General features: G+C 52.9%; 24 protein-coding genes. 18 read left to right on the plus strand and 6 right to left on the minus strand.

The window, feature by feature from the left end:
• Nucleotides 1-65: 65 nt before the first annotated feature.
• Entirely contained in the window at nt 66-926 is an 861-nt protein-coding gene (locus HMF8227_RS03200) for a LysR family transcriptional regulator (protein ID WP_109338805.1), read from the minus strand.
• Nucleotides 927-1,074: 148 nt separating this feature from the next.
• Here HMF8227_RS03200 and gcvT point away from each other — a divergent pair, with 148 nt between their 5' ends.
• The 8 genes from gcvT to HMF8227_RS03240 all read left to right on the plus strand — a co-directional run bounded on the left by gcvT (nt 1,075) and on the right by HMF8227_RS03240 (nt 9,325).
• Complete coding sequence (gene gcvT, locus HMF8227_RS03205; protein WP_109338806.1) at nt 1,075-2,157, plus strand: glycine cleavage system aminomethyltransferase GcvT; 1,083 nt, start codon at nt 1,075-1,077, stop codon at nt 2,155-2,157.
• Nucleotides 2,158-2,181: 24 nt separating this feature from the next.
• Nucleotides 2,182-2,571, plus strand: a complete 390-nt coding sequence (gene gcvH, locus HMF8227_RS03210; RefSeq protein ID WP_109338807.1) for a glycine cleavage system protein GcvH — start codon at nt 2,182-2,184, stop codon at nt 2,569-2,571.
• Nucleotides 2,572-2,669: 98 nt separating this feature from the next.
• Nucleotides 2,670-5,558: an aminomethyl-transferring glycine dehydrogenase gene (gene gcvP, locus HMF8227_RS03215; RefSeq protein ID WP_109338808.1), complete on the plus strand. Its 2,889-nt coding sequence runs from the start codon at nt 2,670-2,672 to the stop codon at nt 5,556-5,558.
• A gap of 125 nt (nt 5,559-5,683) precedes the next feature.
• Nucleotides 5,684-7,432, plus strand: coding sequence for a P-loop NTPase fold protein (locus HMF8227_RS03220; protein WP_162558473.1), 1,749 nt, complete (start codon nt 5,684-5,686; stop codon nt 7,430-7,432).
• 331 nt (nt 7,433-7,763) lie between these two features.
• Complete coding sequence (locus HMF8227_RS03225) at nt 7,764-7,988, plus strand: DUF4177 domain-containing protein (protein ID WP_109338810.1); 225 nt, start codon at nt 7,764-7,766, stop codon at nt 7,986-7,988.
• Nucleotides 7,981-8,217 (plus strand): membrane protein insertion efficiency factor YidD, encoded by a 237-nt coding sequence (gene yidD / locus HMF8227_RS03230; RefSeq protein ID WP_109338811.1) that lies wholly within the window; start codon nt 7,981-7,983, stop codon nt 8,215-8,217. Before HMF8227_RS03225 ends, yidD begins: the two co-directional genes overlap by 8 nt.
• Nucleotides 8,214-8,576, plus strand: a complete 363-nt coding sequence (locus tag HMF8227_RS03235) for a TM2 domain-containing protein (RefSeq protein WP_109338812.1) — start codon at nt 8,214-8,216, stop codon at nt 8,574-8,576. The genes yidD and HMF8227_RS03235 overlap by 4 nt, the downstream gene beginning before the upstream one ends.
• Nucleotides 8,576-9,325, plus strand: a complete 750-nt coding sequence (locus tag HMF8227_RS03240) for a M48 family metallopeptidase (RefSeq protein ID WP_162558474.1) — start codon at nt 8,576-8,578, stop codon at nt 9,323-9,325. The genes HMF8227_RS03235 and HMF8227_RS03240 overlap by 1 nt, the downstream gene beginning before the upstream one ends.
• Before the next feature lie 86 nt (nt 9,326-9,411).
• Here the strand turns inward: HMF8227_RS03240 and HMF8227_RS15225 are convergent, their stop codons facing one another.
• The gene (locus HMF8227_RS15225; protein WP_275425495.1) at nt 9,412-9,543 is read right to left on the minus strand and encodes a hypothetical protein; all 132 of its coding nucleotides are present in this window, start codon (nt 9,541-9,543) and stop codon (nt 9,412-9,414) included.
• Nucleotides 9,544-9,721: 178 nt separating this feature from the next.
• On the opposite strand from HMF8227_RS15225, the gene HMF8227_RS15015 reads away from it, so the two are divergent.
• The 4 genes from HMF8227_RS15015 (at nt 9,722) to HMF8227_RS03260 (ending at nt 14,042) form a co-directional block, all read left to right on the plus strand.
• Nucleotides 9,722-9,913 carry a hypothetical protein gene (locus HMF8227_RS15015; protein ID WP_162558475.1) on the plus strand — a complete coding sequence of 64 codons (192 nt, stop codon included), beginning with the start codon at nt 9,722-9,724 and terminating at the stop codon, nt 9,911-9,913.
• A 200-nt stretch (nt 9,914-10,113) separates the two neighbouring features.
• Nucleotides 10,114-11,568 carry a glutamate-cysteine ligase family protein gene (locus HMF8227_RS03250; protein WP_109338814.1) on the plus strand — a complete coding sequence of 485 codons (1,455 nt, stop codon included), beginning with the start codon at nt 10,114-10,116 and terminating at the stop codon, nt 11,566-11,568.
• Nucleotides 11,565-12,578 carry a M14 family metallopeptidase gene (locus HMF8227_RS03255; protein ID WP_109338815.1) on the plus strand — a complete coding sequence of 338 codons (1,014 nt, stop codon included), beginning with the start codon at nt 11,565-11,567 and terminating at the stop codon, nt 12,576-12,578. The genes HMF8227_RS03250 and HMF8227_RS03255 overlap by 4 nt, the downstream gene beginning before the upstream one ends.
• Nucleotides 12,579-12,770: 192 nt before the next feature.
• Complete coding sequence (locus HMF8227_RS03260) at nt 12,771-14,042, plus strand: O-acetylhomoserine aminocarboxypropyltransferase/cysteine synthase family protein (RefSeq protein WP_109338816.1); 1,272 nt, start codon at nt 12,771-12,773, stop codon at nt 14,040-14,042.
• Nucleotides 14,043-14,085: 43 nt separating this feature from the next.
• Here HMF8227_RS03260 and HMF8227_RS03265 read toward each other — a convergent pair whose 3' ends face one another.
• Nucleotides 14,086-14,586, minus strand: coding sequence for a YcxB family protein (locus tag HMF8227_RS03265; protein ID WP_109338817.1), 501 nt, complete (start codon nt 14,584-14,586; stop codon nt 14,086-14,088).
• A 396-nt stretch (nt 14,587-14,982) separates the two neighbouring features.
• Here HMF8227_RS03265 and HMF8227_RS03270 point away from each other — a divergent pair, with 396 nt between their 5' ends.
• Both HMF8227_RS03270 and katG read left to right on the plus strand, forming a co-directional pair.
• The gene (locus tag HMF8227_RS03270) at nt 14,983-16,512 is read left to right on the plus strand and encodes a serine hydrolase (RefSeq protein ID WP_109338818.1); all 1,530 of its coding nucleotides are present in this window, start codon (nt 14,983-14,985) and stop codon (nt 16,510-16,512) included.
• Between the two features lie 251 nt (nt 16,513-16,763).
• The gene (gene katG / locus HMF8227_RS03275; protein ID WP_109338819.1) at nt 16,764-18,947 is read left to right on the plus strand and encodes a catalase/peroxidase HPI; all 2,184 of its coding nucleotides are present in this window, start codon (nt 16,764-16,766) and stop codon (nt 18,945-18,947) included.
• Between the two features lie 73 nt (nt 18,948-19,020).
• Here the strand turns inward: katG and HMF8227_RS03280 are convergent, their stop codons facing one another.
• Nucleotides 19,021-19,584: a lipid-binding SYLF domain-containing protein gene (locus HMF8227_RS03280; RefSeq protein ID WP_109340994.1), complete on the minus strand. Its 564-nt coding sequence runs from the start codon at nt 19,582-19,584 to the stop codon at nt 19,021-19,023.
• Between the two features lie 138 nt (nt 19,585-19,722).
• Between HMF8227_RS03280 and HMF8227_RS03285 the strand changes: the two genes are divergently transcribed.
• Complete coding sequence (locus tag HMF8227_RS03285; RefSeq protein WP_109338820.1) at nt 19,723-20,529, plus strand: crotonase/enoyl-CoA hydratase family protein; 807 nt, start codon at nt 19,723-19,725, stop codon at nt 20,527-20,529.
• Here the strand turns inward: HMF8227_RS03285 and HMF8227_RS03290 are convergent.
• Nucleotides 20,526-21,488 (minus strand): substrate-binding domain-containing protein, encoded by a 963-nt coding sequence (locus tag HMF8227_RS03290; protein ID WP_239421184.1) that lies wholly within the window; start codon nt 21,486-21,488, stop codon nt 20,526-20,528. The genes HMF8227_RS03285 and HMF8227_RS03290 overlap by 4 nt on opposite strands.
• 108 nt (nt 21,489-21,596) lie before the next feature.
• Nucleotides 21,597-21,977, minus strand: a complete 381-nt coding sequence (locus HMF8227_RS03295) for a hypothetical protein (RefSeq protein WP_162558476.1) — start codon at nt 21,975-21,977, stop codon at nt 21,597-21,599.
• A gap of 153 nt (nt 21,978-22,130) precedes the next feature.
• Between HMF8227_RS03295 and HMF8227_RS03300 the strand changes: the two genes are divergently transcribed.
• From HMF8227_RS03300 to HMF8227_RS03310, 3 genes are all read left to right on the plus strand, one after another.
• Complete coding sequence (locus HMF8227_RS03300) at nt 22,131-23,150, plus strand: SMP-30/gluconolactonase/LRE family protein (RefSeq protein WP_162558477.1); 1,020 nt, start codon at nt 22,131-22,133, stop codon at nt 23,148-23,150.
• A 214-nt stretch (nt 23,151-23,364) separates the two neighbouring features.
• Nucleotides 23,365-24,204 carry a hypothetical protein gene (locus HMF8227_RS03305; RefSeq protein ID WP_162558478.1) on the plus strand — a complete coding sequence of 280 codons (840 nt, stop codon included), beginning with the start codon at nt 23,365-23,367 and terminating at the stop codon, nt 24,202-24,204.
• 37 nt (nt 24,205-24,241) lie between these two features.
• Nucleotides 24,242-24,835 (plus strand): acyl carrier protein phosphodiesterase, encoded by a 594-nt coding sequence (locus tag HMF8227_RS03310; RefSeq protein WP_109338825.1) that lies wholly within the window; start codon nt 24,242-24,244, stop codon nt 24,833-24,835.
• Nucleotides 24,836-24,840: the final 5 nt, after the last annotated feature.

Raw genomic sequence — 24,840 nt, forward strand, 5'->3', positions numbered from 1 at the left:
TCAATACTCAATGTATCGGACTCATGGGGCAATTCATTAGACTCTCCCGAAAGTAGGAGAGGTGATCAACCAATCACGCTCAGACGAGTCCGGATAAACTCCGCCAGCTTTTCACTGGCCTGAGGGTGCTTATGGCGCTGGACGATAAGCTCAATACCGACCTTCCCCAACTTAGGCAGGGTCTTGTGTTTGATCTCGGTGAGGCCCTCGGGCAGGGTGGAACGGGCCAGGACCGTCAGCCCCAAACCCGCCTTGAGTGCGGCAGTCAGACCGCTGATATCGGCATTGGTATAACCGATGCGAAAATCCACCCCGGCCCCGGTCAGACAATGCTCGGCCCGGCGGCGGTAAATGCAGCCCTGAGGGGCCACCGCCAGAGGCAGCGGAGAAGTATCCGGCACAGCGCCGTTTTGGCCGACCCACACCAACTCGTCCAATAAGACACTGTGCTCGGCGGCATCGGTCAGCTCCTGCTCGTCGCGCAGTGCCAGAATCACATCGAATTCCTGACGGCGCTCGGTTTGCAGTAAGTGTTTACTTAAGTCACAGGTCACCGCCAGAGTCACATCCGGGTAGGCACTGCTGAACTCGCCGATAATGTCGGGCAGCAGGCTGGTGGCAAATTCACTGGGCAGGCCTAAGCGCAGCTTACCCGACAGAGGCGAACGCTCAAACTGACGGAAGATGTCGTCATTCAGGCTTAGCAGCTTAACGGCATGGTGATAAAGCTTATGGCCGTCGCTGTTGAGTTGCTGACGCTGCCCCTGTTTGTGAAACAGCTTGCGGCCGAGCTGTTCTTCCAGACGTTTGATCTGCAAACTGATGGCGGGCTGGCTGCGGCCAAGATAATCCCCGGCCCGGGCATAACCGCCCATATCCACCACCGCTACAAAGGCGCGCAAATTATCCAGCGACAGTTGCTTCACGGAAAAGCCTTGTTAATCAGCGTTAATAATTGAATCTGGATAATACATAACAAAAGTTAATCATTCCATTTAGATTTCCAATTTGTTGCGACCCCGGGCGACTTCTATAATTCGGACAGTTTTTAAGCCCTACTTTAAGGACGCCACAATGACAGAAAAAACGGTGTTACACCCCAAACATATTGAAGCGGGTGCCAAGATGGTGGACTTCCATGGCTGGGAGATGCCCATTAACTACGGCTCGCAGATTGAAGAGCACAACGCGGTGCGTACCGACGCCGGTATGTTTGATGTGTCGCACATGACCATTGTGGATGTGAAAGGCAAACAGGCGCAGGATTATCTGCGTTACCTGCTGGCCAACGATGTGGCCAAGCTACAGGTGCCCGGCAAGGCGCTGTACAGCGGCATGCTCAACGAGCAGGGCGGGGTAGTGGATGACCTGATCTGCTATTTCTTCGACAACGAAAACTACCGTCTGGTGGTGAATTCCGCCACCCGCGAGAAAGACATGAGCTGGCTGCTTGGCAAGGCCGAAGGCTTTGAGGTGGACATAACCGAGCGTGGCGATCTGGCCATGATCGCGGTGCAGGGCCCCAACGCGAAGCAAAAGGCCGAAGCCGTATTCAACGACGAGCAAAAAGCCGCGGTTGAGGGCATGAAACCGTTTTTCGGTAAGCAGTCGGGCGAGCTATTTATCGCCACCACGGGCTACACCGGCGAAGCGGGCTACGAAATCATCATGCCTGCCGCTCAGGCGGGCGACATCTGGCAAACCCTCCTGGATGCAGGCGTTCAGCCCTGTGGTCTGGGTGCGCGCGATACTCTGCGCCTGGAAGCGGGCATGAACCTGTACGGCCAGGATATGGACGAGACCATCTCACCCCTGGCGGCCAATATGGGCTGGACCATTACCTGGGAACCCGAAGATCGCGACTTTGTTGGTCGTGACGCGGTGGAAGAATACAACCGCAACGGTAACGAAAAGCTGGTTGGCCTGGTGATGGAAGACAAGGGCGTGCTGCGCACCGGGTTGAAGGTCAAGGTAGACGGTGGCGAAGGGGTAATCACCTCTGGTACCTTCTCCCCCACGCTGGGCTACTCTATCGCTATGGCCCGTGTGCCTAAGCCTGTCGGCCAGGCCGCCGAAGTGGAAATGCGCAAAAAGTCGGTTACAGTAAAAGTGGTTAAGCCGGCCTTTGTCCGTAACGGCAAGAAAATCGAACATTAAGAACAACGAATTTAAGGATTTATCATGAGCAACATCCCGTCAGAATTGCGTTATGCCGCCTCCCACGAATGGGTACGCCCCGAGGGTGATGGCACCTACACTGTGGGCATCACCGAGCACGCTCAGGACCTGCTGGGCGACATGGTTTTTGTGGAGCTGCCGGACGAAGGCGATGCGGTCAGCGCTGGTGACGACGTAGCCGTGGCCGAATCGGTCAAGGCCGCTTCCGACATCTACGCGCCTATCACCGGTGAAGTGGTTGCCATCAACGAAGACCTGGAAGACTCGCCTGAGCTGGTGAACTCTGACCCTTATGGCGACGGCTGGATGTTCCGCATAAAGGCGGAAGATGACGGTGAGTTCAACGATCTGATGGACGCCGAAGGCTACCAGAACAGCATCGACGAAGACTAAGTCGGCGTCGTTTGAGGGCATGCCCTCAGCTTGCGTTTTTGACCATGCCCTGAGCCTGCGCCTCAGGGTTTGTTTTTTCATTAAGAGAAGTAATTACTATGTCTGAATCTACGCTCAGTTTGTCGCAACTGGAACAAAAGCAGGACTTTGTTCGCCGTCATGTAGGCCCTCAGGAGGCAGAAATCACCCAGATGCTGGAAAGCATTGGTGCCGAGTCTCTGGAGCAATTGATCGAGCAAACCGTTCCCGCCGGTATCCGTTTGCCCGAGCCGCTCAAACTCGGCGAGAGCCAGACAGAAACCGAGGCGCTGGCAAACCTTAAAGCCATCGCCCAGAAAAACCAGATTTTCCGTGCCAACATCGGCATGGGCTATTCCGACACCATCACGCCCAATGTGATTTTGCGCAACGTGATGGAAAATCCCGGCTGGTATACGGCTTACACGCCCTATCAGCCTGAAATCGCCCAGGGCCGCTTGGAAGCGCTGCTGAACTTTCAGCAGATGACCATCGACCTCACCGGCCTGCCGCTGGCCTCAGCCTCCCTGCTGGACGAAGGCACCGCCGCGGCCGAAGCCATGGCGCTGGCCAAGCGGGTATCCAAGAACAAGAAATCCAACCTGTTCTTTATGGCCGACGATGTGCACCCGCAAACCATCGACGTGGTTAAAACCCGTGCCGAGATGTTCGGCTTTGAAATCAAAGTCGGCAAGGCCGACGAAGTGGCCGATCTGGACGTATTTGGCGCCTTGCTGCAATACCCCGGCACCACCGGCGAGGTCCGTGACCTGACATCGCTTATCGAAGCCGTACAAAGCAAGAAAGGCATTGTGGCGGTGGCCGCCGACATTATGAGCCTGGTGATGCTGAAATCCCCCGGCGAAATGGGCGCCGACGTGGTTCTGGGTAATGCCCAGCGCTTTGGTGTGCCCATGGGCTATGGCGGTCCTCACGCGGCTTTCTTTGCCACCCGTGACAAGTTTAAGCGCTCACTGCCGGGCCGGATTATCGGTGTGTCTAAAGATACCCGCGGTCGCCCCGCGCTGCGTATGGCGCTGCAAACCCGTGAGCAGCACATTCGTCGTGAGAAGGCCAACTCCAACATTTGTACCGCTCAGGTGCTGCTGGCCAATATGGCCTCTTTCTACGCCGTGTACCACGGCCCGGATGGCCTCAAAACCATCGCCAACCGCATCCACCGCATGACCAGCATTCTGGCGGCGGGCCTGAAAGACAAGGGCGTGGAACTGCTGCACAACAGCTTCTTCGATACACTGACCGTGAAAGTGGCCGACAAAGACGCCACCATCAAAGCGGCACAGGCCAATCAGGTAAACCTGCGCGCCGATCTCGATGGTATGGTGGGCGTGAGCCTGGATGAAACCACCACACGCGCCGACCTGAATACTCTGTTTAACATCTTCTTAGGTGATGACCACGGGCTGGATATCGACGCGCTGGATGCCAAAGTGGCCGGTGAGTCAGTGGTGGCCGACGAGCTGCTGCGCACCTCTGAGATCCTGACTCATGAGGTATTTAACAAATACCATTCCGAGACCGAGATGCTGCGTTACATCAAGTCTCTGGAAGATAAAGACCTGGCGCTGAACCACTCCATGATCTCGCTGGGTTCGTGCACCATGAAGCTGAACGCCACCGCCGAGATGATCCCGGTGACCTGGCCCGAGTTTGGAAAGCTGCATCCGTTTTGCCCGGTGGAGCAGGCTCAGGGCTACCATGAGATGATCAACGAACTGGCCGATATGCTGGTGGAGATCACCGGTTACGATAACCTGTCCATGCAGCCCAACTCTGGCGCTCAGGGCGAGTACGCCGGTTTGATTGCCATTCAGCGCTACCACGAGAGCCGCGGCGAAGGCCATCGTAATATCTGCCTGATCCCAAGCTCCGCCCACGGCACGAACCCGGCCTCGGCACAGATGGCCAACCTGAAAGTGGTCGTCGTGGATTGCGACAAAGACGGCAACGTGGACTTGGCCGACTTAAAAGCCAAGGCCGAAGAGATGGCTGAGAATCTGTCCTGCGCCATGGTGACCTACCCGTCCACTCACGGCGTTTACGAGCAGGGCATCAAGGAAATCTGCGATATCGTGCACGAGCACGGCGGCCAGGTATATATGGATGGCGCCAACCTGAACGCTCAGGTAGGCCTGACCACGCCCGGCTTTATCGGCGGCGATGTCTCGCACCTGAACCTGCACAAAACCTTCTGTATCCCGCACGGCGGCGGCGGTCCGGGCATGGGGCCCATTGGTGTGAAGTCGCACTTAGCGCCTTTCCTGCCAAATCACCCCGTGGTGACCGTACCGGGCACCGGCGAGAATAACGGCGCTGTTTCGGCCGCGCCCTGGGGCAGCGCCTCCATCCTGCCGATCAGCTATATGTACATCAAGATGATGGGCGGGGAAGGCCTGAAGCGCGCCAGTGAAGCGGCGATTCTGAACGCCAACTATGTGGCCAATCGTTTATCCGGCCACTATCCGGTGCTGTATCGCGGCCAGAATAACCGTGTGGCGCACGAGTGCATTATCGATCTGCGTCAGCTGAAAGACGCCTCCGGCGTGGCCGAAATCGACGTGGCCAAGCGCCTGAACGACTACGGCTTCCACTCGCCGACCATGAGTTTCCCAGTGGCGGGCACGCTGATGATCGAGCCCACCGAATCCGAGTCTAAGTTCGAGCTGGATCGCTTCTGCGAAGCCATGATCCACATTCGCGAAGAAATCGGCAAAGTCGAGCGCGGCGACTGGGACAGCGAAGACAACCCGCTGCACAACGCCCCGCATACCCTGGCGGACATTGTGGATGACAACTGGGAGCGTAGCTACAGCCGGGAGCTGGCCGCCTATCCGGTAGAAACGGTCAAACGCAACAAGTTCTGGCCCACGGTCAACCGCATCGACGATGTGTACGGTGACCGCAACCTGATGTGCTCCTGTCCGAGTATTGATACCTACAGGGACTAAGGGTGTTGTTAGATAGTGATTAAAAAAAGCGAGCTACGGCTCGCTTTTTTGTTTTTGGCGGGGTCTAATATTGAATTTTGATCTGACCCTGTTTATTACTGACTCACTTCAGAGGAGTAACCTTTTTGACTTCCGGCAAAACCAAAATGAATGACATCTCTCAGCATATCAGCTACCTCTTGAGCGACTCATCATTTCCCCCTTTAGTGATGCTAGATGGTGATTGGGGGGAAGGGAAGACTTACTTTACTAAAAATACGTTAATTCCTGATCTAAATTCGGTTGGTGAAAGTTGTGTATTTTTTTCTCTTACCGGGTTAGCAAGTATAAATGACTTCAAGAATAGACTCCTATCTGCAAACTACATAAAAAAGCAAGTTGATGCCGAAGCCGGGAAGTCGATGTCGACAGTACTTGCGTCACTCGCCTCGCAATTTGGTGGTGAGAGCGGAGGAGCGATCGCATCAATGCTTAGCGGTGCATCGGGACTAGTAAAAGAGGCCATGTTATCAAAGCTGAGCGATAAGATTATTATTATTGACGACCTTGATAGAGTGGAAGATCACAGTCTATGTGACCTGATTATAGGCGAATGTTTACAGCTGTCAGATGATAGCAATCTCAAGTTTATATTTATTGTAAACGATAAAAAAGTTAGTGGTGAGTTAGCGTTAAAGGAGAAGGTTTTCTCTGGTTGCATTAAGCTTAATAAAAGCTTGCAAGAATCAGTTGAGATAAGTTTCTCAGGCTACCATTGGTTCGAAGACTACCGCGATAAGATAGTTAAAACGGTTGAGAAACATAACCTTAAAAACCTGAGGATTTTGAAGCGTGCTTCTAAAAAGCTAAATGAAATATTCAGAGTGCTTGAATCAGATAAGTCATTAGATTTAGAGCGTTGCATGTCTCAAATGATATTAGTGGCCACTCTGGTAATCTACTATCGCTACGAGAAGGGGTTTAGCGGACAGGATATATGGGAAAGGTCGGAGTACTCTAACTTGTTGGAGAGAAAAGGGAATGAGAAGTACGAGTACGACGAACTGGTTGAGGTAAGGTCTTTCTTGACAACGGATTTAATCAGTTATCTCGTCGGGGGGAGTAATTGGCAGCTTTCCATAAGTCATTTCGGTAGGTTACCTAAAAAAGGTTGTCCGATTGATGCCTTTATTTTCTCACCTCACTTCCACCATGATGACGAATCATTTGAGCAATACGTAGATACTCTTCAGGCGTTTGTTTTTGAAGAGAATGATGTGCCATTTTCGAAGTGGTTTGAAGCTGCTTACTTTTATCATTTTCTACAGTCGAATCAATTTTTTACTAATGAACGGCCCATCCTTTCGGAAAACTTTGATGATTTGTATGGAAGAAAGGACTTTGATTACTCAGACTTAGATGGCCGCACAAATCGACTGAAAATCGATCCAAAGGTTAGTTTTATCTTTGAAAAATATACAAAAGGTAGCGAGTCTTATAAGGAAAGGCGAGATAGCGAAAGTCAGATTGATACTTTTGAGCGAATGAGGAAGAGCTGGCAGGATGTTGATATTGAAATTTATAAAAGTCATCAAATGAGAGCGTTTTTTAATCAGTTCTCCGTTGAGCAACTTATGGAGTGTATTGATGGATGGAAAACTAGCGATATATTGCTATTTAGCGATTTTATCAGCGAAAGGTATAAATCCATAAATATAGGAAAACACCTGTCAGATGAGCTTCAGATAACAAGGGAGTTACTTGTCAAAGTTCAAGCTCGCTTTGAAGAAGAGCCTGCGGGAAGAAAAAAAGGTGCTCTCGGGTTTTTGAGATATAATCTTTCGTCAGCGGTAAAAGCGCTTTCTCTTGATGATGAAGGAAAATTGGAGCAGTGATAATGTCTGCTAAATACTATAAACGACTTATTTACAGTAAGGGTAGTAAGGGTAACGGGGTCAAGTCTTGCATTTTGCACTGAGCTAGATAAAAAGGGTCAGATCAAAATAAATCACAACACCGTCGTTTTAACCCTTCTCGCCGATAGCTGACAGGGGCTAGGCTTATCTGAATTTCCCGCCACGCATCACCGCCTTAAGCGTTTGCCTGCAATCTGCCCATGACCGCTAAAGGCGGAATCTTATTGACAGGCTAAGCTATTGAAATCTATCTTAAAGAGCCAGTGCAACGGGCATTGGCGGTAAACGGATACATAAAAAGGAGTGTATTGTGACTCAGTATGATGAGTATAAGGTTATTCATGTGGTGGAAGGCGGTTGTGGCACCTTGCTGCTGGGCTCCAGTGGCCTGCCGCTGAAAAAGCTAGAGACCACCCTGAACAAGGAAGCCGCCGATGGCTGGCAGTTGGTGTTTCAGGTGATTGAACAGAAACGATTCTGGCTGTTCTGGACCCGGGAAGCGGTGATCCTGACCCTGGGCAGAAAGAATGGTTAAGCGAGCCATCCTGGCTGCCATTCGTCGCTATCAGGCCAATGGCGGCGCCAGGCACTATTTTGGCATCGAGTGTAACTTTACCCCCTCCTGCTCGGCGTATACCTATCAGGCGATCGAACAACTGGGTGTGATTAAGGGGATTTACACCGGTCTTAAACGGATCGGGCGGTGTACTAACCGGGATTGTGTCGAGAAGATCCCGGATCCTTTTGTAAAGGAAAGATTATGACAAAGGACGAGTTAGAACAGGAAGAAGAAGCCCTGCGTACCCAGGTCGCCGATTTACCTCAGGCGGAGCGTAAGGCCTATTATCACCAGCTGGATGAGCAGCTCAAGGACCCGGACACTTACGCAGTATTAAACTATTTCTTTGTGGCCGGGCTGCACCACTTTTATCTGGGCAAGACGGGCCGTGGCGTGCTGAATCTGGTGGTCATGGCCATTGGCCTGCTGCTGATTGAGTCAGTTGGTATCGCGCTGATCCTGCTGGTTATCGTGATTGAACTGCCGCAGCTGTTTCGCAGCCAGCGTATCGTCAGAGAATACAACCTGTCGCTGTCCAGGACCATTCTGGCACAGTTCAGGTAGTGCCAACGCTCCAATCCCCCCGATCTCCCTGGCCGCTTATTATTCTGGCCACGGTGCTGTTGGTGGCTCTGGCCGGGTATAAAATTCATTCCAGCCTGCTCCCCAGAGCTGCCGACTGGATAGCCGACAGTATTCCCGACAGTGTGCGTCAGGCCATTGGTGAGCGCAGCTTACAAACGCTGGACGATACGCACTTCTCTGCCAGTGAAATACCGCTACAGCGCCAGCAGGCCATCCAGGCCAGCTTTAACGCCTTGTTACAGGAAATGGAATTCGGGGCTGAGGACTACCAACTACAGTTTCGACGTCTCGGGCAGCCCAATGCCTTTGCCCTGGCGGGTGGCACCATTGTGATAACGGATACACTGATTGAGCAACTTCAGCCACAGCAGTTGGACGCCATCCTGTTGCATGAGATCGGTCATACCCACCATGACCATTTGCTCAAACACAACATACGGACCTCAATCTATTATCTGTCCATGGCCTTGTTGTTCGGTGATATCAATGTGGTGGATGATGTGTTGGTGGAGGCCTCGGTGACCGGCCTCAGCCTGAACTATTCCCGTCAGTTCGAGCGCCAGGCCGATGATTTTGCCGCACGCGCCCTTATCCGGCATCGCGGCACGGCAAGCAGTTTGATTTCAGCCCTTAAACGCCTGAGCCAGAGTGAGCCATCAAACCCGGTAAGCTGGCTCAGCACCCATCCTGAGGTTGCCGAACGTATTGAGCGGCTAGCTGAACGCTAGCCGGACCCGGCCTAAGGAGGGGTAACGGGGTCAAGTCTTGCATTTTGCAACAGCTCGACTGATAAAAAGAGTCGTATCAAAATAAATCACAACACCGTCGCTTTAACCCTCCTCGCCGATAGCTGAAAGCCGCCGGGCCTGAGCAGCTTATTGACCACCGACAGGCGCGGGTCGGTATTGCCTTTTTCGATGTCCCGCAGAGTTTTATCCGACACCATCCTAAATTCTGTGTATGGCACGTTGTACCCTAGTTTAATGCTGGTCGCTTTCATGAAGTTTTCTATTGAATGAGCGTCTTCGGTGAGCACGTTTTTCGCTGCAACCCCATTGTTCCTCATCACGCCAGTTCGCATTATGAATATTTATCTTTAACAACCTAAGCATCGGGTCGAGGGCTTGTTACAGGCATTACGGCTACTGGAGTTTCTAAGCCAGGAAGCGATCCAGGCGATGATTGAACAGGAGCACCAGCGGGTGTTTGATGAGACGGTGTCAGAGCGTCGGGCTCGCAACCGCAAGCTGGCGGAGATCAAAGCGACTTCGCCGGATAAGTATTTCGACATTCCCGCAATTGAACGTAAGCCCTGACCGTTCAGTAATAATGAAGGCGGCACAACGCCAGGCTATGTGACCTGAATCATCAACTTCAGATCCCGGGAATAACACTCAGGGTTGGCCGCCATCATTGTTCATCCACCCGTTGATCCAGCACAAAGGTGCCAATCCGCCGCTCTGACTATACTTATCCCTGATGGTATGACTTATGTCTTTGCACATGGGATAAATAAATGGGTCGGGAGATAGACAGAGACACCTTCAGTCACGAGGATGAAGTGCAGTTCTGTAACAAGCTGGACGCCCAGCTTGGCGCATTGAAAGAGCGACTGGAGCGGCCTGGGTTTTCCTCCGGTCCGGCGAGTCTGGGCGCTGAAGTCGAGCTGTATATTATTGACAAGGATGGCTGTCCGGCTGCGCTGAATACCGAGCTGTTAGACGCCATGCAAAGCCCTCTGCTCACCGAAGAGCTGAACCGTTTTAATCTTGAGATTAACCTTTCGCCAGTGTCGGCTTCTGGCACACCGTTTACGACGATGCAGAAAGAGTTGGCTGCGGTCTTAACCCGATTAAAGGCCGATGCTGCAGCATTCGATGCCCGTATCGTCTCGATCGGGATTTTGCCCACCCTAAGCCGCAGTGATTTGAGCCGGGAGTACATGACCGATCTGCCGCGCTACCGGGCATTAACTAATAGCCTGACCGGAGACAAAACCGGCGCATTCAGCCTGGATATCAATGCTGCCGAATCGCTGAAGATGCAGTCCGATGAACTCACGCTGGAGGGAGCCAACACTTCTTTTCAGGTGCATCTGAAGGTGCCGGCGGGGCGGTTTGCCGATTACTACAATGCCGCCCAGCTGGTAACGCCTTTGGTGATGGCGGTTTCAGGCAATTCGCCCACATTTTTGGGCAAACGGCTGTGGCAAGAAACGCGTATCGCCTTGTTTAAACAATGCATTGATGACCGGGACACAAAAAATAGCAGTTGGCGGCAACCGGCCCGGGTGAGTTTTGGCCATGGCTGGGTGCATCACAGCGCCTGGGAGTTATTTGCCCAGAATGTGTCACTGTACCCGCCCCTGATCCCCTATGTTTTTCCGGATTCTGCAGCGTTCGCCGAGCTGTGTTTGCATCATGGTACGGTGTGGTCTTGGAACAGAGCGGTGTTCGACGCCTCCGCAGACGGGCACCTCAGAATCGAATTCCGTGCGCTGCCGTCTGGCCCGACTCTGACCGATATGATGGCGAACGCCGCCTTTCTGACCGGGCTGACGGTGGCCTACGCCGAAAAAATCCGCGGATTGCTGCCCGCCATTCCTTTCCGGTACGCCGAGTACAACTTTTATCGGGCGGCAAAAGACGGACTCTCTGCAAACATCCTGTGGCCCAGACTAAAACAACATGGAGTGAGTGAGTCGCCGGTGCGGAAGATTTTACCGGCTCAACTGAGTATCGCGGCCGAGGGGCTGCGCCAGCTTGGCGTAGACAGTGCCGAAACCGACGCCATGATCAGGGTTATTGAGCAGCGACTGGCCAGCGGCCAGACCGGGGCGGCCTGGCAGTTGGCGCAACTGGCTCGCTACGAGCAGAAAAAGGCGGTTGGCAGTCCTCTCAAGGCAATGTTGCAAGACTATATTGAACAATCGGAAAGTGGTCTGCCGGTAGGGCAGTGGAGGCTGTCATGAGAGAGCGCATAGCGCTTAATCCGATTACGGACGTATACAGTCTGGCCCGCGGGCGCGACCTGAATGAATTTTTGTTATCGCTGGGCGGCCCGTCGCTGCTCACGTTTAAAGGGCGGGACCCGTCCCGTTGCCGGGTTGTTGTCACCTTACTGCACGGCAATGAGCCATCGGGACTCAATGCCATACAGGCCCTGGCGCAAGAGAACTGGGTCCCGTCGGTTACCTGTCATATGATCGTGGCGTCAACCGCCGCAGCCGCAACCTTCCCCTGGTTCAGCCACCGGATGCTGCCGGGGCAACGTGATTTAAACCGTTGCTTCTCATCCTCCAGCGATGACGTACAGTCGATGCTTGCCGGTTCGATCAAGAACACCATTTCTGAACTGAAACCAGAGTGTGTGATCGATTTGCACAACACCTCCGGCAGTGGGCCCGGGTTTTGTGTGAGTACCCAGGATTCAAGGGCGCACCAGGCGTTGGCGTCGTGTTTTACCGCCTGGATGATTGTTACGGATATTCGTCTGGGTTCCCTGATGGAACAGTCTTTGGGCTGTCCGGTGGTCACCATTGAAGCGGGCGGGGCAAAAGATGAGACCGCCAACAAGACAGCTTATGCCGGGATTAAGACATTGTTTGATAAAGCCGATGTTTTTGAGGCGAGCCAGCCCGTGGGGCTGCTCAGAAACCCGCGCCGGTTCGAGCTTCGGCAAGGTTACTCGGTGGCCTATCTGGATCGCCCTGATAATGCCGCCGATGTGTGCCTGAGAACTGATATTGAGTCACTGAATTTTGGTATGACGCCGGCGGGCACCCATCTTGGCTGGGTGCGGGATAACGCGCTGTCGCCCTTTGTGCTGGATGATAACGAGAACGACGCCCAGCGTTATTTCAGGGTGACCGACAACCAGCTCTATACCGTGTTACCGCTTCGGCTGTTTATGGCCACATCCAACGCGGACATCGCCCGTTCTGACTGTCTTTTTTATTTTATTCGAGAGGGGGGATCGTAAGAGACGGTCTCGTATAACAGCGTCCAGGGCCTTGTCTCAACGTACGCTTTTATTATTCCTTACGGTACTGTTTTACAACCCCTTGGTCTACTGATTCCCGTTTCGCCTGTGTCACTATGGCTTGCAGTTGTTCAACATTTACCGCTGTTGCCTTGCACTGGCGCGGTTACAGACTTTAGAAAAGGAACCACAATGAAGCTTGAATCCCTGGCGTTGCACCATGGTTATGAATCGGAAGCCACCACCAAAGCGGCGGCGGTGCCGATTTACCAGACCACTTCTTACACCTTCGATAACACCCAGCACGGGGCGGATCTGTTTGACCTGAAGGTGCCGGGTAATATCTATACCCGCATTATGAACCCCACCACCGATGTACTGGAGCAGCGCATTGCGGCCATGGAAGGGGGCATCGGGGCGCTGTGTCTGGCCTCAGGCATGGCGGCCATTACCTATTCGCTGCAGTGTTTGTGTGAGGTGGGCGATAACATCGTCAGCACCAGTCAGCTCTATGGCGGTACTTACAACCTGTTTGCCCATACGCTGCCTAAGCAGGGCGTCGAGGCGCGCATGGTGTCTCACGATGATTTCGATGGGTTCGACAAGGCCATCGATGACAAGACCAAGGCGGTGTTCTGTGAGTCCATCGGCAACCCGGCCGGGAATGTAGTGGACATTCAGCGTCTGGCCGACATCGCCCATAAACACGGCGTGCCGCTGATTGTGGATAATACTGTCGCCACGCCTTACCTGTGCCGCCCCTTTGAACTGGGCGCGGATATTGTGGTGCACTCACTGACCAAATACATCGGCGGTCATGGCACCTCGGTGGGCGGGGCGATTGTGGACTCCGGCAAGTTTGACTGGGTGGCCAATAAAGAGCGCTTTAAAGTCTTAAACGAGCCGGACCCGTCCTATCACGGTGTGGTGTATACCGAAGCCCTGGGCGAAGCGGCGTATATTGGCCGCTGTCGTGTGGTGCCGTTGCGTAATACCGGCGCGGCCATCTCACCCACCAATTCGTTTAATATCCTGCAGGGCCTAGAAACTCTGGGCCTGCGTATGGACCGCCACTGTGAAAACGCCGAGAAGCTGGCGCAGTTTTTACAGGACCACGACAAGGTGGAGTGGGTGAATTACGCCGCCTTGCCCGACAGTCCCTACCGTGAGGTGTGCCAGAAGGTGACCGGCGGTAAGGCGTCCGGCATCCTAAGCTTTGGTATCTCGGGTGGCATCGAGGCAGGTGCGCGTTTTATCGATGCGCTGGAGATGATCCTGCGTTTGGTGAATATTGGGGATGCCAAGTCACTGGCTTGTCACCCGGCCTCCACCACCCACCGCCAGTTGAATGAGGAAGAGCTCAGCAAAGCCGGTGTCAGTAAGGACCTGGTGCGTATCTCGGTGGGTATTGAGCACATCGACGATATCATCGCCGATGTGCGTCAGGCGCTGGATAAAGCCTGATTCCGGTAAGCTTTGGATAGTAAAAAGGCCCGGGCGCTGAGATTCAGCCCCGGGCCTTGTCGGTTTTGGCCTCTGCCTGCTGACGGATAAAGTCTTGCGCCTCGTCCGACAGGCAGCGGCCGGACAGGTAAGAACGGGCGTTGCCCTGATAAAATAACCAGCCCTTGTCGGTGGGCTGGATATGGGTGACGTTGTCCCATTCCAGCGCCTGATCAACCACCGGTGACTGGGTTTTAATGCCCTGTTCGTCGATGGTCAGGGTCACTTCCTTATTCGCGCCGCGACTGAACATCTGTCGGGTCAGCCACCAAGCCTTTTTAAAGCGCACGCTCAGCGCCTCCACCACCCCGAGGCCAATTAAAAACCAGGCGAAGTAGGCACTGACTTCAGACAACAGCAGCACCGCCACGCCTGCCAACCCAACCAGAATTGCCATGGCATAGGCTTTAAGCCCGTTTTCCTGTTTTGCCGACTGGTCATAGGTTTCACTGAAATGGCTTTTATCCAGCACGTAGCTGGTGGTGTAGTGAAAGGGCGTTGTCATACGTATTTCCTGTGCCTGAAAAGGCGTACTTTAACCCATTTACCGGATAACGGGCGACCCATTAGTAACAAGCGCTTCTTGAGCGGTAAACGGATAGGTTTGCGCTGGCTGTTGAGACTATGCGGAATCCCGGTTTGGGAAGTCGGACTCTATGACTGCGGATGTATTCAATAAAACATAACAACTTCGCCAGTGTGACCGAGAGCGAGATCCTCAAATATCTGAGTTTTGTGGCTGGTCATTGGCGGAACCATCGGTTTTCCCGATAGTGGTTAATTTATGTACTGTCTGTTCACGTCATACAGTGAGATTTCCCAGGTGAATGAATTCACCGGGAACGAATGGCTCGGTGAAGTAGTACGAGTCCTCGTACTCAACGAATAACAACGGGACAAAATGATGCGTAAAATAATTAACTACTTCAGTGTCGGAGCCTGGCTACTATGTGCCAGTGCCCTGGCTTCTGACTTCCAGGCTGGGCTGCAGGCAGAATTGGACAGCAGTTTTAAACGGTTGAAAGGGGTTCCGGGAGTGGCCATATCTGTGAATACGCCTGATCAGGGCAGTGTGTTCGCGAGTATCGGCACAGGTAATACTCAAACTGGCCAGTCGGTGCAACCAAACATGCGATTCAGGGTCGCCAGCATTAGCAAGTTTTACACTGCCGCCCTAGTGATGGAGCTTCAGGAGCAGGGCTTATTGAATGTTGATGATCTTGTGGCTCAACACCTTGTCGTGCCGGGACTGCCCAACGGTGATGTGATGACGATCCGCCAACTGATGGATCACTCTGCAGGCGTTTATGACCACATCAATGGTACCAATGACTTTTGGTCTATCGCTCTCGACGATCCTTACAAACTCTGGTCCGGTGATGAGATCATGCAGTACGCTATCGACAATGGTCCGGTACATCAGCCGGGGTCGGCCTACAGCTACTCCAACACCGGCAGCTTTTTGCTAGGTTTAGTGGTGGAGTCAGTCACAGGAATGCCGTTAAGCGATGCCCTGTCGTTTTATCTCTTTGAACCATTGCAGCTCACAAACAGCTTCTTGGATGACTGGTCCAATCCGAGTACGCCGATTAACGATCTGGCTGCAAATGATCGAGCTTACGAATTTCATAAGACCGGCATTATGGCGGCAGGCGCTGTAGTGGCAACGCCTGAGGATGTTGCGGCTATGGCCAGACAGGTTCTTGGTGGGCAATATCTTACCAGCAGCTCAGTAGAGCAAATGACCAGTCCTTCGGCCAATAACAGTGGCTACGGACTGAGTACCTATATCTGGGATGCGGCGACCTATGGCTATCTTCATTATGGGCACACGGGAACGCTGTCTGGTTATAAAAGCATCGTGATGTATGTGCCTGACTTTGACGTGTCTATTGCCATTCTGAGCAATGGTTACGCAAATAATGACAGCAGTTGGTACGACCTTATCGACAACGTGTTTTTTTATGTGACCGACTGGTATGCACAAAACGGAGGCAGCGGTTGCCAGGCTCCCCCGGTCAATGATCTGGTGCTGGACAACTCGCAAGCCACTCTTAGCGGTAACTGGCAGTCCGACAGTCGCGGGAACAAACACTATGGCAGTAACTACCTGCTCGACGAACAGCCTTCTGTGGGTACAGAGAGTGCGCGCTATGATTTCACGGGGCTGGCTGCGGGAACATGGCAACTGTCGGCGTATTACCCCGCCAACCGTAATTATGCCTCTAATGTTTCTCTGACGGTCGATGATGGCGCTGCCTCTCAGGTACTGACTCTGGATCAAACCAGTAATGGTAGCCAGTGGAATCCAGTGGGCACCTATGCCGTTGCACAGGGAGCGACTCTGAGCGCTACCATTGAAAGCAGTGGCGCCAATGGCAGCGTGGTTGCTGATGCAATGCGCTTACAGTTTGTGGACTGCTTACCTTAAAGCGATGTGGCAAGGATGCCTCTTCTCTGCACCGCCATTGTTGTCGCTCCGAGCGGTTGTTAATGCGTTTTGAGAGCAGGAGCGCGTGCTTATCTGTCTGATTCATCCCCTAATACGATTGCCCTCATCGCTTTAATCACTTTGAGCTTTTATCACCCGCCGACTAAATTGAAATGACTCAGTTAATCCAATAACCACTTTATGCTGTACCAAGCAGTACTTGAATGGAACGTCTGAAAGGAGGACGCACTATGAGTCAATCAACGCCCGCAGGAAAGTGCCCAGTGATGCACGGCGGCAGTACCCAATCTGGCAAGTCCAACACCAGTTGGTGGCCGAACAGTCTAAACCTCGACATTCTTCACCAGCACGACCGCAAGACCAGCCCCTTTGATGATAATTTCGATTACGCCAGTGAGTTCAGTAAGCTGGATCTGGCAGCCGTAAAGCAAGACTTAAAGCAGTTGATGACCGATAGTCAGGAGTGGTGGCCGGCAGACTGGGGACACTACGGTGGCCTAATGATTCGTCTGGCCTGGCATGCGGCAGGCTCGTACAGAATTGCCGATGGACGTGGTGGCGGCGGCACCGGCAATCAGCGGTTTGCGCCATTAAACTCCTGGCCGGATAACGTCAATCTCGATAAGGGGCGTCGCCTGTTGTGGCCGATTAAGAAAAAGTATGGCAATAAACTGTCCTGGGCCGATCTGATGATTCTGGCCGGCAATATGGCTTATGAGTCCATGGGGTTAAAAACCTTTGGCTTTGCCGGGGGCCGGGAAGATATCTGGCATCCGGAGAAAGATGTGTACTGGGGGGCGGAAAAAGAATGGCTGGCGCCCAGTGACGAGCGTTATGAAGAGGTGGATAAACCCGACACCATGGAAAACCCGTTGGCGGCTGTGCAAATGGGCCTGATTTACGTCAATCCGGAAGGGGTCAATGGTAATCCCGACCCACTCAAAACCGCCGACCAGGTGCGTGAGACGTTCAAGCGCATGGCGATGGACGATGAAGAAACCGCCGCGTTGACGGTTGGAGGTCACACCGTGGGCAAGACGCACGGAAACGGCGATGAAGACCTGCTGGGGCCGGAGCCTGAGGCCGCCGATGTGCACGAGCAAGGTTTGGGCTGGAATAATCACACTAAACGCGGCATCGGCCGCGATACCGTCACCTCTGGCATAGAGGGGGCCTGGACCACTTACCCTACAAAATGGGATAACGGATACTGTCACCTGCTGTTGAACTACGAATGGGAGCTCAAAAAGAGCCCGGCAGGTGCCTGGCAGTGGGAGCCCATTGATATCAAGGAAGAAGACCGCCCTGTGGATGTGGAAGATCCATCCAGACGCGTCACACCGATTATGACCGATGCCGACATGGCCATGAAGATGGACCCGGCTTATCGCAAACATATTGAACGGTTTTACAATGACTTTGAACACTTCTCTGAGGTGTTTGCCCGCGCCTGGTTCAAGCTGACTCACCGGGATCTGGGGCCGAAGTCTCGTTATCTGGGACCGGATGTGCCAGCTGAAGATTTAATCTGGCAAGACCCGGTACCTTCCGTGGATTATAAACTCAGTGACACAGAAGTTGAGCAGTTAAAACAAACGCTGCTGAATAGCGGACTTACCCAGCAGGAGCTGATTACCACCGCTTGGGACAGCGCGCGTACGTTCCGGGGTTCCGATTATCGCGGCGGTGCCAATGGGGCCAGGATTCGTCTGGCCCCCCAAAAAGACTGGCCCGGCAACGAACCGGAGCGACTGCAAAAGGTATTGAGCAAGTTGGAGGATATTCAGTCGGGTCTGGATAAGCGGGTTAGCCTGGCGGATTTGATTGTGCTGGGCGGAACTGCCGCCGTCGAAAAAGCGGCCAGGGAAGCGGGCTTTGATGTCACCGTGCCTTTTGCACCCGGGCGGGGCGATGCTACTGACGAGATGACGGATGCCGAATCCTTTGAGCCACTGGAGCCCATCCACGATGGCTTCCGTAACTGGCTGAAAAAAGATTATTCGGTATCGGCCGAAGAGCTGCTTTTAGACCGCGCTCAACTGATGGGGCTAACGGCCTACGAGATGACGGTGTTAATTGGTGGTATGCGCGTGTTGGGCGCCAATCATGGCGGTACCTCTCATGGCGTGTTCACCGATCGTGTCGGCAAGCTGACCAATGACTTTTTCGTCAATCTGACCGATATGCGCTACCGCTGGGAGCCTACTGGCAACAATCTGTACAACATTGTGGACCGGGCCAGTGGTGAAACTCAATGGACCGCCACGCGGGTGGATTTGGTAATTGGCTCCAATGCCATCCTGAGGGCCTATGCGGAGGTCTGCGCACAGGATGATAATCAGCACAAGTTTGTGCAGGACTTTGCTAATGCCTGGACTAAGGTGATGAACGCCGACCGCTTCGATCTGCGTTAACCTTTAAGGTACTACTTGAACGAAAAAGCCCGGTAAGCTCTGCTTGCCGGGCTTTCTTCCTTGAGGGAGCGGGTTAATTCAGCTCGTTATCTTTCCAGAACTTGGTCCCTTTGATGGTGGCTTGTAAGGCCAGTCCGCTCTCGGTAAGGGTATAGACCGTGACATTGCCGTAATAGGCCTCGCCCTGTACTGAACCACCTTGCTCACCGGCTTTGGCGGCCGCGTCTGCATTACCGCCGAAGGTCCAGCCGCTTTCCACAAACTGATGCATGGCCTCCTTGGTATGAAAGACCATGACGATTCGGTAGTCCTTTACGCCCAGGCCCAGGCCCACGCCGCCTTCAGCCATCTTCATATAGGTATGCTGGCCGCTGGCCATGTTTTTTACCACTCCATAGCCCCCTCCGGCCGCCATAAAAAACAGATTTACATTGGCGTTGGAAAAGACCGCGTAACCCGGTGCCGCGTTGAGCTGGGCTCGTGTTGAGGGCTTCTCGTTGAACAGACGTGTCAGAACGGTGTCCTTCATCACCAGCACCGCCTGACGCTTTTCGGCGACAGTGGCGCCCTGATTAGCGACACAGCCGCTGAGTAACACGGTGATTAGCACGGTGAAAAGAGGGAGCGATTTAAGCATGATGGTCTCCTTAGTATTGGCTCCCCTCAGCATAGCCCAGAGGCCCAGAAAGGCGATCTTGGTCTGATGGCGGATCATACTGGATGGGAAACCGGGATTATGGAATTATGATTTTATTACCCACCAAACCTTAGCCCTATGACTGAACGCGCTACCCTTGAGATTAATGAATACATCGCCACCGTCACCCTGAACCGACCCGAGAAGCATAACGGACTGGACGAGGCCATGTTCCTGGCGCTGCTGGATATTGGTAAACAAATACGCCGTAACCGCTCGGTGCGTTGTGTGATCCTACGTGGCGCGGGGCCGTCATTTTGCGCCGGACTGGACTTCTCTGCGGTCGCAAAGAAACCATCCATGGTGGCGCGACTCTTTCTGAAGTTGCCCTGGTCCAAGGACAACCGGTTCCAGCGTGTGGCGCATGTCTGGCGCGACCTGCCTATGCCGGTGATTGCGGCTGTGCACGGTAACTGCTTTGGTGGCGGGATGCAGATCATCCTTGGGTGCGACTACCGCATTGCGACCCCGGATGCCCGGCTGTCAATTATGGAAATTAAGTGGGGCCTGGTGCCAGATATGAGCGGTATGGTGACCCTCTCCCGTCTTACACGAGTGGATATTGCTCAGGAGCTGGCGATGACGGGGCGAATATTCTCAGGTGAAGAAGGCGCGGCTTACGGGCTTATTAGTAAAATCAGTGAAGACCCGGTTGCAGAAGCGCGCAGACTGGCTCGCTGCCTGAGTGATAAGAGTCCCGACGCCATTGCGGCGACCAAGTATCTGTTTAAGAAAAGCTGGAAGAAAGACACACGCGCGGCGCTATTTTGGGAGCGAATGACTCAACTTCGGTTGTTGGGACGCAAGAACCAGCGTATCGCCATGCATAATGGGCTTTCCAAAGGGGAACCCAAAAAAGTGTTTCATGACCGAAGTTGCTTTTAATAATTGGTGGTGCAGGTGTCGACGTTATCAGGGGTGCAGTAATGATAATCCAGGTAGTAATGGGATTGTGCGGGCTTTGCACCTTCGCTCAGATAACGGTGCATTAATTCGGTGCTAAGTCGCCCCATCTCGAATGGCCGTTGGCCAATATTGAGCGTCGAAAGTTCTTGTCGTAGCGCGTTAAGCTGAATCTCTTCGGTATCGGCAGAAATGATAACCGCTTGGTTTTTCTTTATGTCTGGTTTGAATACCGAGAGCGCCTGAGTGTATCTGGGGTTAAATTGAGCAAAGCCGGCGACGGCCAGGAATATTGGCCGAGGTTCGTAGCCCAGCATGGTTACCATCTGCTCTACGGCATCGTAACGTTTGCCCATGTTGTAAAGCGGACAGCGAGGGTGCTCGATCCAGCCGCTATTGCCATTGAGCCGTTGTTCACTCTGGCCTGACAGTGCGTGACGAACACCGGCGATCCGAGCGTTGAGATTTGGTGTGGTGCGATGGCCGGATTGTAGACAGATGGACTGCGGTTGTCGTTTTTTGTATTTCTTGGCGGCGTTTCCTAGAGCCTGCCCAAAGTCGAAGTTGTCGGTCCCCACATAGGCCATTCGGTAGTTTCGGTGCTGTGGCAGCAGGTCTGAATCGAAGGTGATAACCGGAACGTTCTGACGGGCATACTGTTCTAAAACCCCTTCAACCAGGTAAGCCGAGTCGGTGACTGAGACTAACAGTGCATCGATGTCTTGTTTTAAGAGGTCTTCAAGCACCAACACCTGAGTGCGTACGTCTTGGTAATCGGCCGCCCCGTCATACAAACAATGGATTTCAGGGTGAGATTTTGCGTAGTGCAGACAGCCCTTATAGGACTGTTGGTAAAAGCTGTCATTTTTCGTTTTGCCCACAACGGCAATCCGATAGCCGGACTCGGCAACGGCGTTGTTGGTGATAAACATCACCAACATGAGGCTCAGTAAACGAAAAAAAGCACAACCCATGGTCAGTAAATTGAACGATAATTATTTGATTATTAAGCTTTAATCAGTCTACCTAAGCACTGGAATAACACAACACTAATCTGTGCCTCTCATATTCAGCCAGGCGATGGCCTCTTCCGGTTCTGTAAAACTCTTTATCCTTAGCTGGTTTCGAGCGGCGAAGGTTTCGATTAAATCATTACGAAAGTCCGACAAGTTGATCACTCTTGCCAGACTCACCTGCTTAAACAGCTCGGCCAGTTTTCCTGTAATTTCAAGCACTTTGTCCGGTGAATAATTGAGCTGCAGTGCTGTAGCGTTCAGTAACACCTTCTCGAGCTGAAGCGAGGCAAGCTGTTGGCCGACGTCGTCATACATGGCGATAACCTGCTCGGGCGATGCGTCGCCGCTGGCCACGATCATCAAGACAGCGTTTTCTTCATCAATTTGAGTATGAAACGAAAATGGCAGACTCACAGTAGTAAACTCCGACAACAGTGCATTACAGATGTTGTTCTCTCTACGAGTCGAACCACAAGAAAGCTCGATTCATACTGTTATGGCTTGATACCTCAGTATAGCATTCCATACTGGGGGCGGGGCGTTCAAACACACCAAGGACTTAACACGATGAAAACCGGTCTTTTTACGACACTATTGATGGTATTGGCGGCGTTATATTCGCTGAGCAGTTTGGCGGCAGAGTCGACGCTATCCGTATCCGTCCAAATTCATGATGAGGCTTTCACCCAGCAGTGGGGACAATTGAAAGAAGCGCGTATTCTCGGGCGAGGTTATCAATGGACTGAGGGACCGCTTTGGGATGAAAAGACTCAGACACTCTATTTTAATGATGTGGCGGCCAGTAAGCTCTATAGTTGGCAGCAGAAATCTGGAGTAACCGAGGTATTATCGCCCTCGGGAGTTGCCCGGGGAACAGAAGGGATCGCCGATAGTGGCATCGGGGGCTTGCACCGATACAAACATGGTACGTTTGTGGCGACGGTGGCGGGGCGCCGGGCAGTCGAGGTGTTGACGCCGGGGAGTTGGGAGCGCCGAACGCTTGTGGATGAAGTGGATGGCCAACGACTAAACAGTCCGAACGATATTGTGGTGAGTCGGTCGGGAGGCGTGCTGTTCACCGACCCTCCGTATGGGCTAAAGGAACGCGACCAGTCTTCTTTAAAGGAAATGGCTGTTAACGGGGTATGGCACTGGCGACCCGGTCAGGCCGTTAGGTTGATTGATGACTCTCTCACTCGCCCCAACGGGATTGCCTTGTCCAACGATGAACAGACCTTGTATGTTTCTGTCTCTGACCCGGAAAACGCGGTAGTGATGCGCTATCAGCGTAATGCCCAGGGAGAGTTCGAATCAGGCCAGCCGTGGTTTGATATGTCGGGGTGGGTGTCCGGCCCTCAATGGAATGGGGCGCCCGATGGGATGAAAGTGTCATCACAAGACTGGTTGTTTGCCACTGGGCCGGGCGGAGTGTTTATCATTTCATCTCAGGGGCAGCTGATGGCAAGAGTTGGTCTGGACCGGTTTGCTGCAAATGTGGCACTGGATGAAGCCAACCATCGTCTGTTTTTAACCAACTGGGATCGGGTGCTGATGCTGACTTTTTCTGGTCGCGTCACAAAAGAGTAGATCGGGGCAAAGGGGAGCTTTGAGGATGATGTCAGCCAGATAAAAAATAAACCAACCCGCCATACAGATAAATCCGAACTATCCTTATTAAACAGAGGAAATCTTATCAGGGATGACCGCACCGGGGTCTACCCACTACCTTTTGATAAGAGCTATGTGCAGTCTGATACTTCGCCGGTTAACCGCATTGATGTTTTATCTTGGGCTCGCTGTTATGTCCGGGCCCCTCCTGGCTGATGTTGTCAGCTTTGTTGACTTCACCAGCCTCTACAAAAATCCCAACAACCGTTATTTTATTGAACTTCTGGATAAAGCAATGCAGGCCTCGCAGGAAAGGTATGGCACCTATAAACTTCAGCCTCTGCAGATCCACATTACTCAGTCCCGCCAGCTGAAAGAGCTTAACAAAGGTACCATTGATGTCTTTTGGAGTGTGGCAACCGAGCGTCGTGAGTCACAGGTGTTGGCAGTGAATTTTCCGCTGATCAAGGGCGCTTATGGTATTCGCCTCTTGGTGGTAAACATGCTGGATAAAGACCGGTTTGAGAGCGTTGACAGCTTAGCTGCATTGCGGCTCATCCCAATACTGGTTGGAAGAGACTGGCCTGACGCTGAACTGCTGATGCTGCATGGCTTTAATTTAGACACTTCAATTGAGGATCGGCTAAAGTATCAGTCCTTAAGCGTACGGGGCAATAAGCTGTATCCACGGGGGCTTTTTGAGGCGATGAATGAGCTGGACGAACAGTCTTTTTCCAACCTGACAATTTTGCAACGTCATGTCATCTGTTATCCGCAAGTGGTGAAATACTTTGTCGCAAAGCATAATCGGCGTTTGTCGGACCGTCTGCTGTATGGCCTTAAGCGGTTAAAGGAAAGTGGTGAGTTTGATCGATTTTTTGCCGCCTTCCCAGCGCATAAAAATGTGTTGGAGCATCTGGTATTGAGAGACTCAATGCTGCACCGACTGTCTAATCCTTACCTTCCTGCCTCTGTAGATATTGATGTTGTGCAAGAAGAGCAAAATCAATTACTGCAGCTCATGGGGCAGTGACCTGCAATTCCCTTGTCGCTATGGCAATATCAGTCAGATGAATTACTTGGCCCACCTTTACCTGGCACAACCGACGGCCGATTCTCACTTTGGGAACCTGCTGGGAGATTTCTGTCGTGGACTGGATACCTCCGTTTATTCGCAGCCGGTATTGGCCGGATTGAATAACCATCGTCGGGTGGATCGGTTCACCGACGCCCATCCCGAAGTACTGGCCGCCAAAAGTGTGTTCAGTCGCCGGCGCCGTCGCTTTGCCGGTATTGCTTTGGATGTTCTGTTTGATCATTTTCTTATCCGGCATTGGGCTCAATACAATGATCAGGCTTTTGATGACTTTTGTCAGCAGGCCTATGCCCGTCTGGAGCGGCGACTGCCCATGATGCCGCCAAGAATGCAGCGAGTGGTAAGTATGATGATCCAGCATCACTGGATGGCGCATTATCGGACGTTGGAAGGCGTCGGGCAGGCGCTGGATCGCATCGCCGATCGGATCCGTTTTCAACACCAGTTCTATGGCAGTGTCGAAGAGTTGGCGTGTCATTATGACCAGCTCGAAAGCCGTTTTTTGCGTTTTTTTCCTGAGCTGGTTGACCATATTGACCCTAACACCCGGGCCTCAAAATCGGTATAATCCGC

The organism is Saliniradius amylolyticus (genome assembly GCF_003143555.1).
GTDB classification, from domain to species: domain Bacteria; phylum Pseudomonadota; class Gammaproteobacteria; order Enterobacterales; family Alteromonadaceae; genus Saliniradius; species Saliniradius amylolyticus.

Coding starts and splice junctions, on each gene's coding strand:
- HMF8227_RS03285 (WP_109338820.1), top strand. CDS start 19,723: ATGACTGAACGCGCTACCCTTGAGATTAATGAATACATCGCCACCGTC.
- HMF8227_RS03255 (WP_109338815.1), top strand. CDS start 11,565: ATGAGAGAGCGCATAGCGCTTAATCCGATTACGGACGTATACAGTCTG.
- HMF8227_RS03300 (WP_162558477.1), top strand. CDS start 22,131: ATGAAAACCGGTCTTTTTACGACACTATTGATGGTATTGGCGGCGTTA.
- HMF8227_RS03310 (WP_109338825.1), top strand. CDS start 24,242: ATGAATTACTTGGCCCACCTTTACCTGGCACAACCGACGGCCGATTCT.
- yidD (WP_109338811.1), top strand. CDS start 7,981: ATGGTTAAGCGAGCCATCCTGGCTGCCATTCGTCGCTATCAGGCCAAT.
- gcvT (WP_109338806.1), top strand. CDS start 1,075: ATGACAGAAAAAACGGTGTTACACCCCAAACATATTGAAGCGGGTGCC.
- katG (WP_109338819.1), top strand. CDS start 16,764: ATGAGTCAATCAACGCCCGCAGGAAAGTGCCCAGTGATGCACGGCGGC.
- HMF8227_RS03250 (WP_109338814.1), top strand. CDS start 10,114: ATGGGTCGGGAGATAGACAGAGACACCTTCAGTCACGAGGATGAAGTG.
- HMF8227_RS03305 (WP_162558478.1), top strand. CDS start 23,365: ATGTCCGGGCCCCTCCTGGCTGATGTTGTCAGCTTTGTTGACTTCACC.
- gcvP (WP_109338808.1), top strand. CDS start 2,670: ATGTCTGAATCTACGCTCAGTTTGTCGCAACTGGAACAAAAGCAGGAC.
- HMF8227_RS03260 (WP_109338816.1), top strand. CDS start 12,771: ATGAAGCTTGAATCCCTGGCGTTGCACCATGGTTATGAATCGGAAGCC.
- HMF8227_RS03235 (WP_109338812.1), top strand. CDS start 8,214: ATGACAAAGGACGAGTTAGAACAGGAAGAAGAAGCCCTGCGTACCCAG.
- HMF8227_RS03280 (WP_109340994.1), bottom strand. CDS start 19,584: ATGCTTAAATCGCTCCCTCTTTTCACCGTGCTAATCACCGTGTTACTC.
- HMF8227_RS15225 (WP_275425495.1), bottom strand. CDS start 9,543: ATGGTGTCGGATAAAACTCTGCGGGACATCGAAAAAGGCAATACCGAC.
- HMF8227_RS03270 (WP_109338818.1), top strand. CDS start 14,983: ATGATGCGTAAAATAATTAACTACTTCAGTGTCGGAGCCTGGCTACTA.
- HMF8227_RS03265 (WP_109338817.1), bottom strand. CDS start 14,586: ATGACAACGCCCTTTCACTACACCACCAGCTACGTGCTGGATAAAAGC.
- HMF8227_RS03290 (WP_239421184.1), bottom strand. CDS start 21,488: ATGTTGGTGATGTTTATCACCAACAACGCCGTTGCCGAGTCCGGCTAT.
- gcvH (WP_109338807.1), top strand. CDS start 2,182: ATGAGCAACATCCCGTCAGAATTGCGTTATGCCGCCTCCCACGAATGG.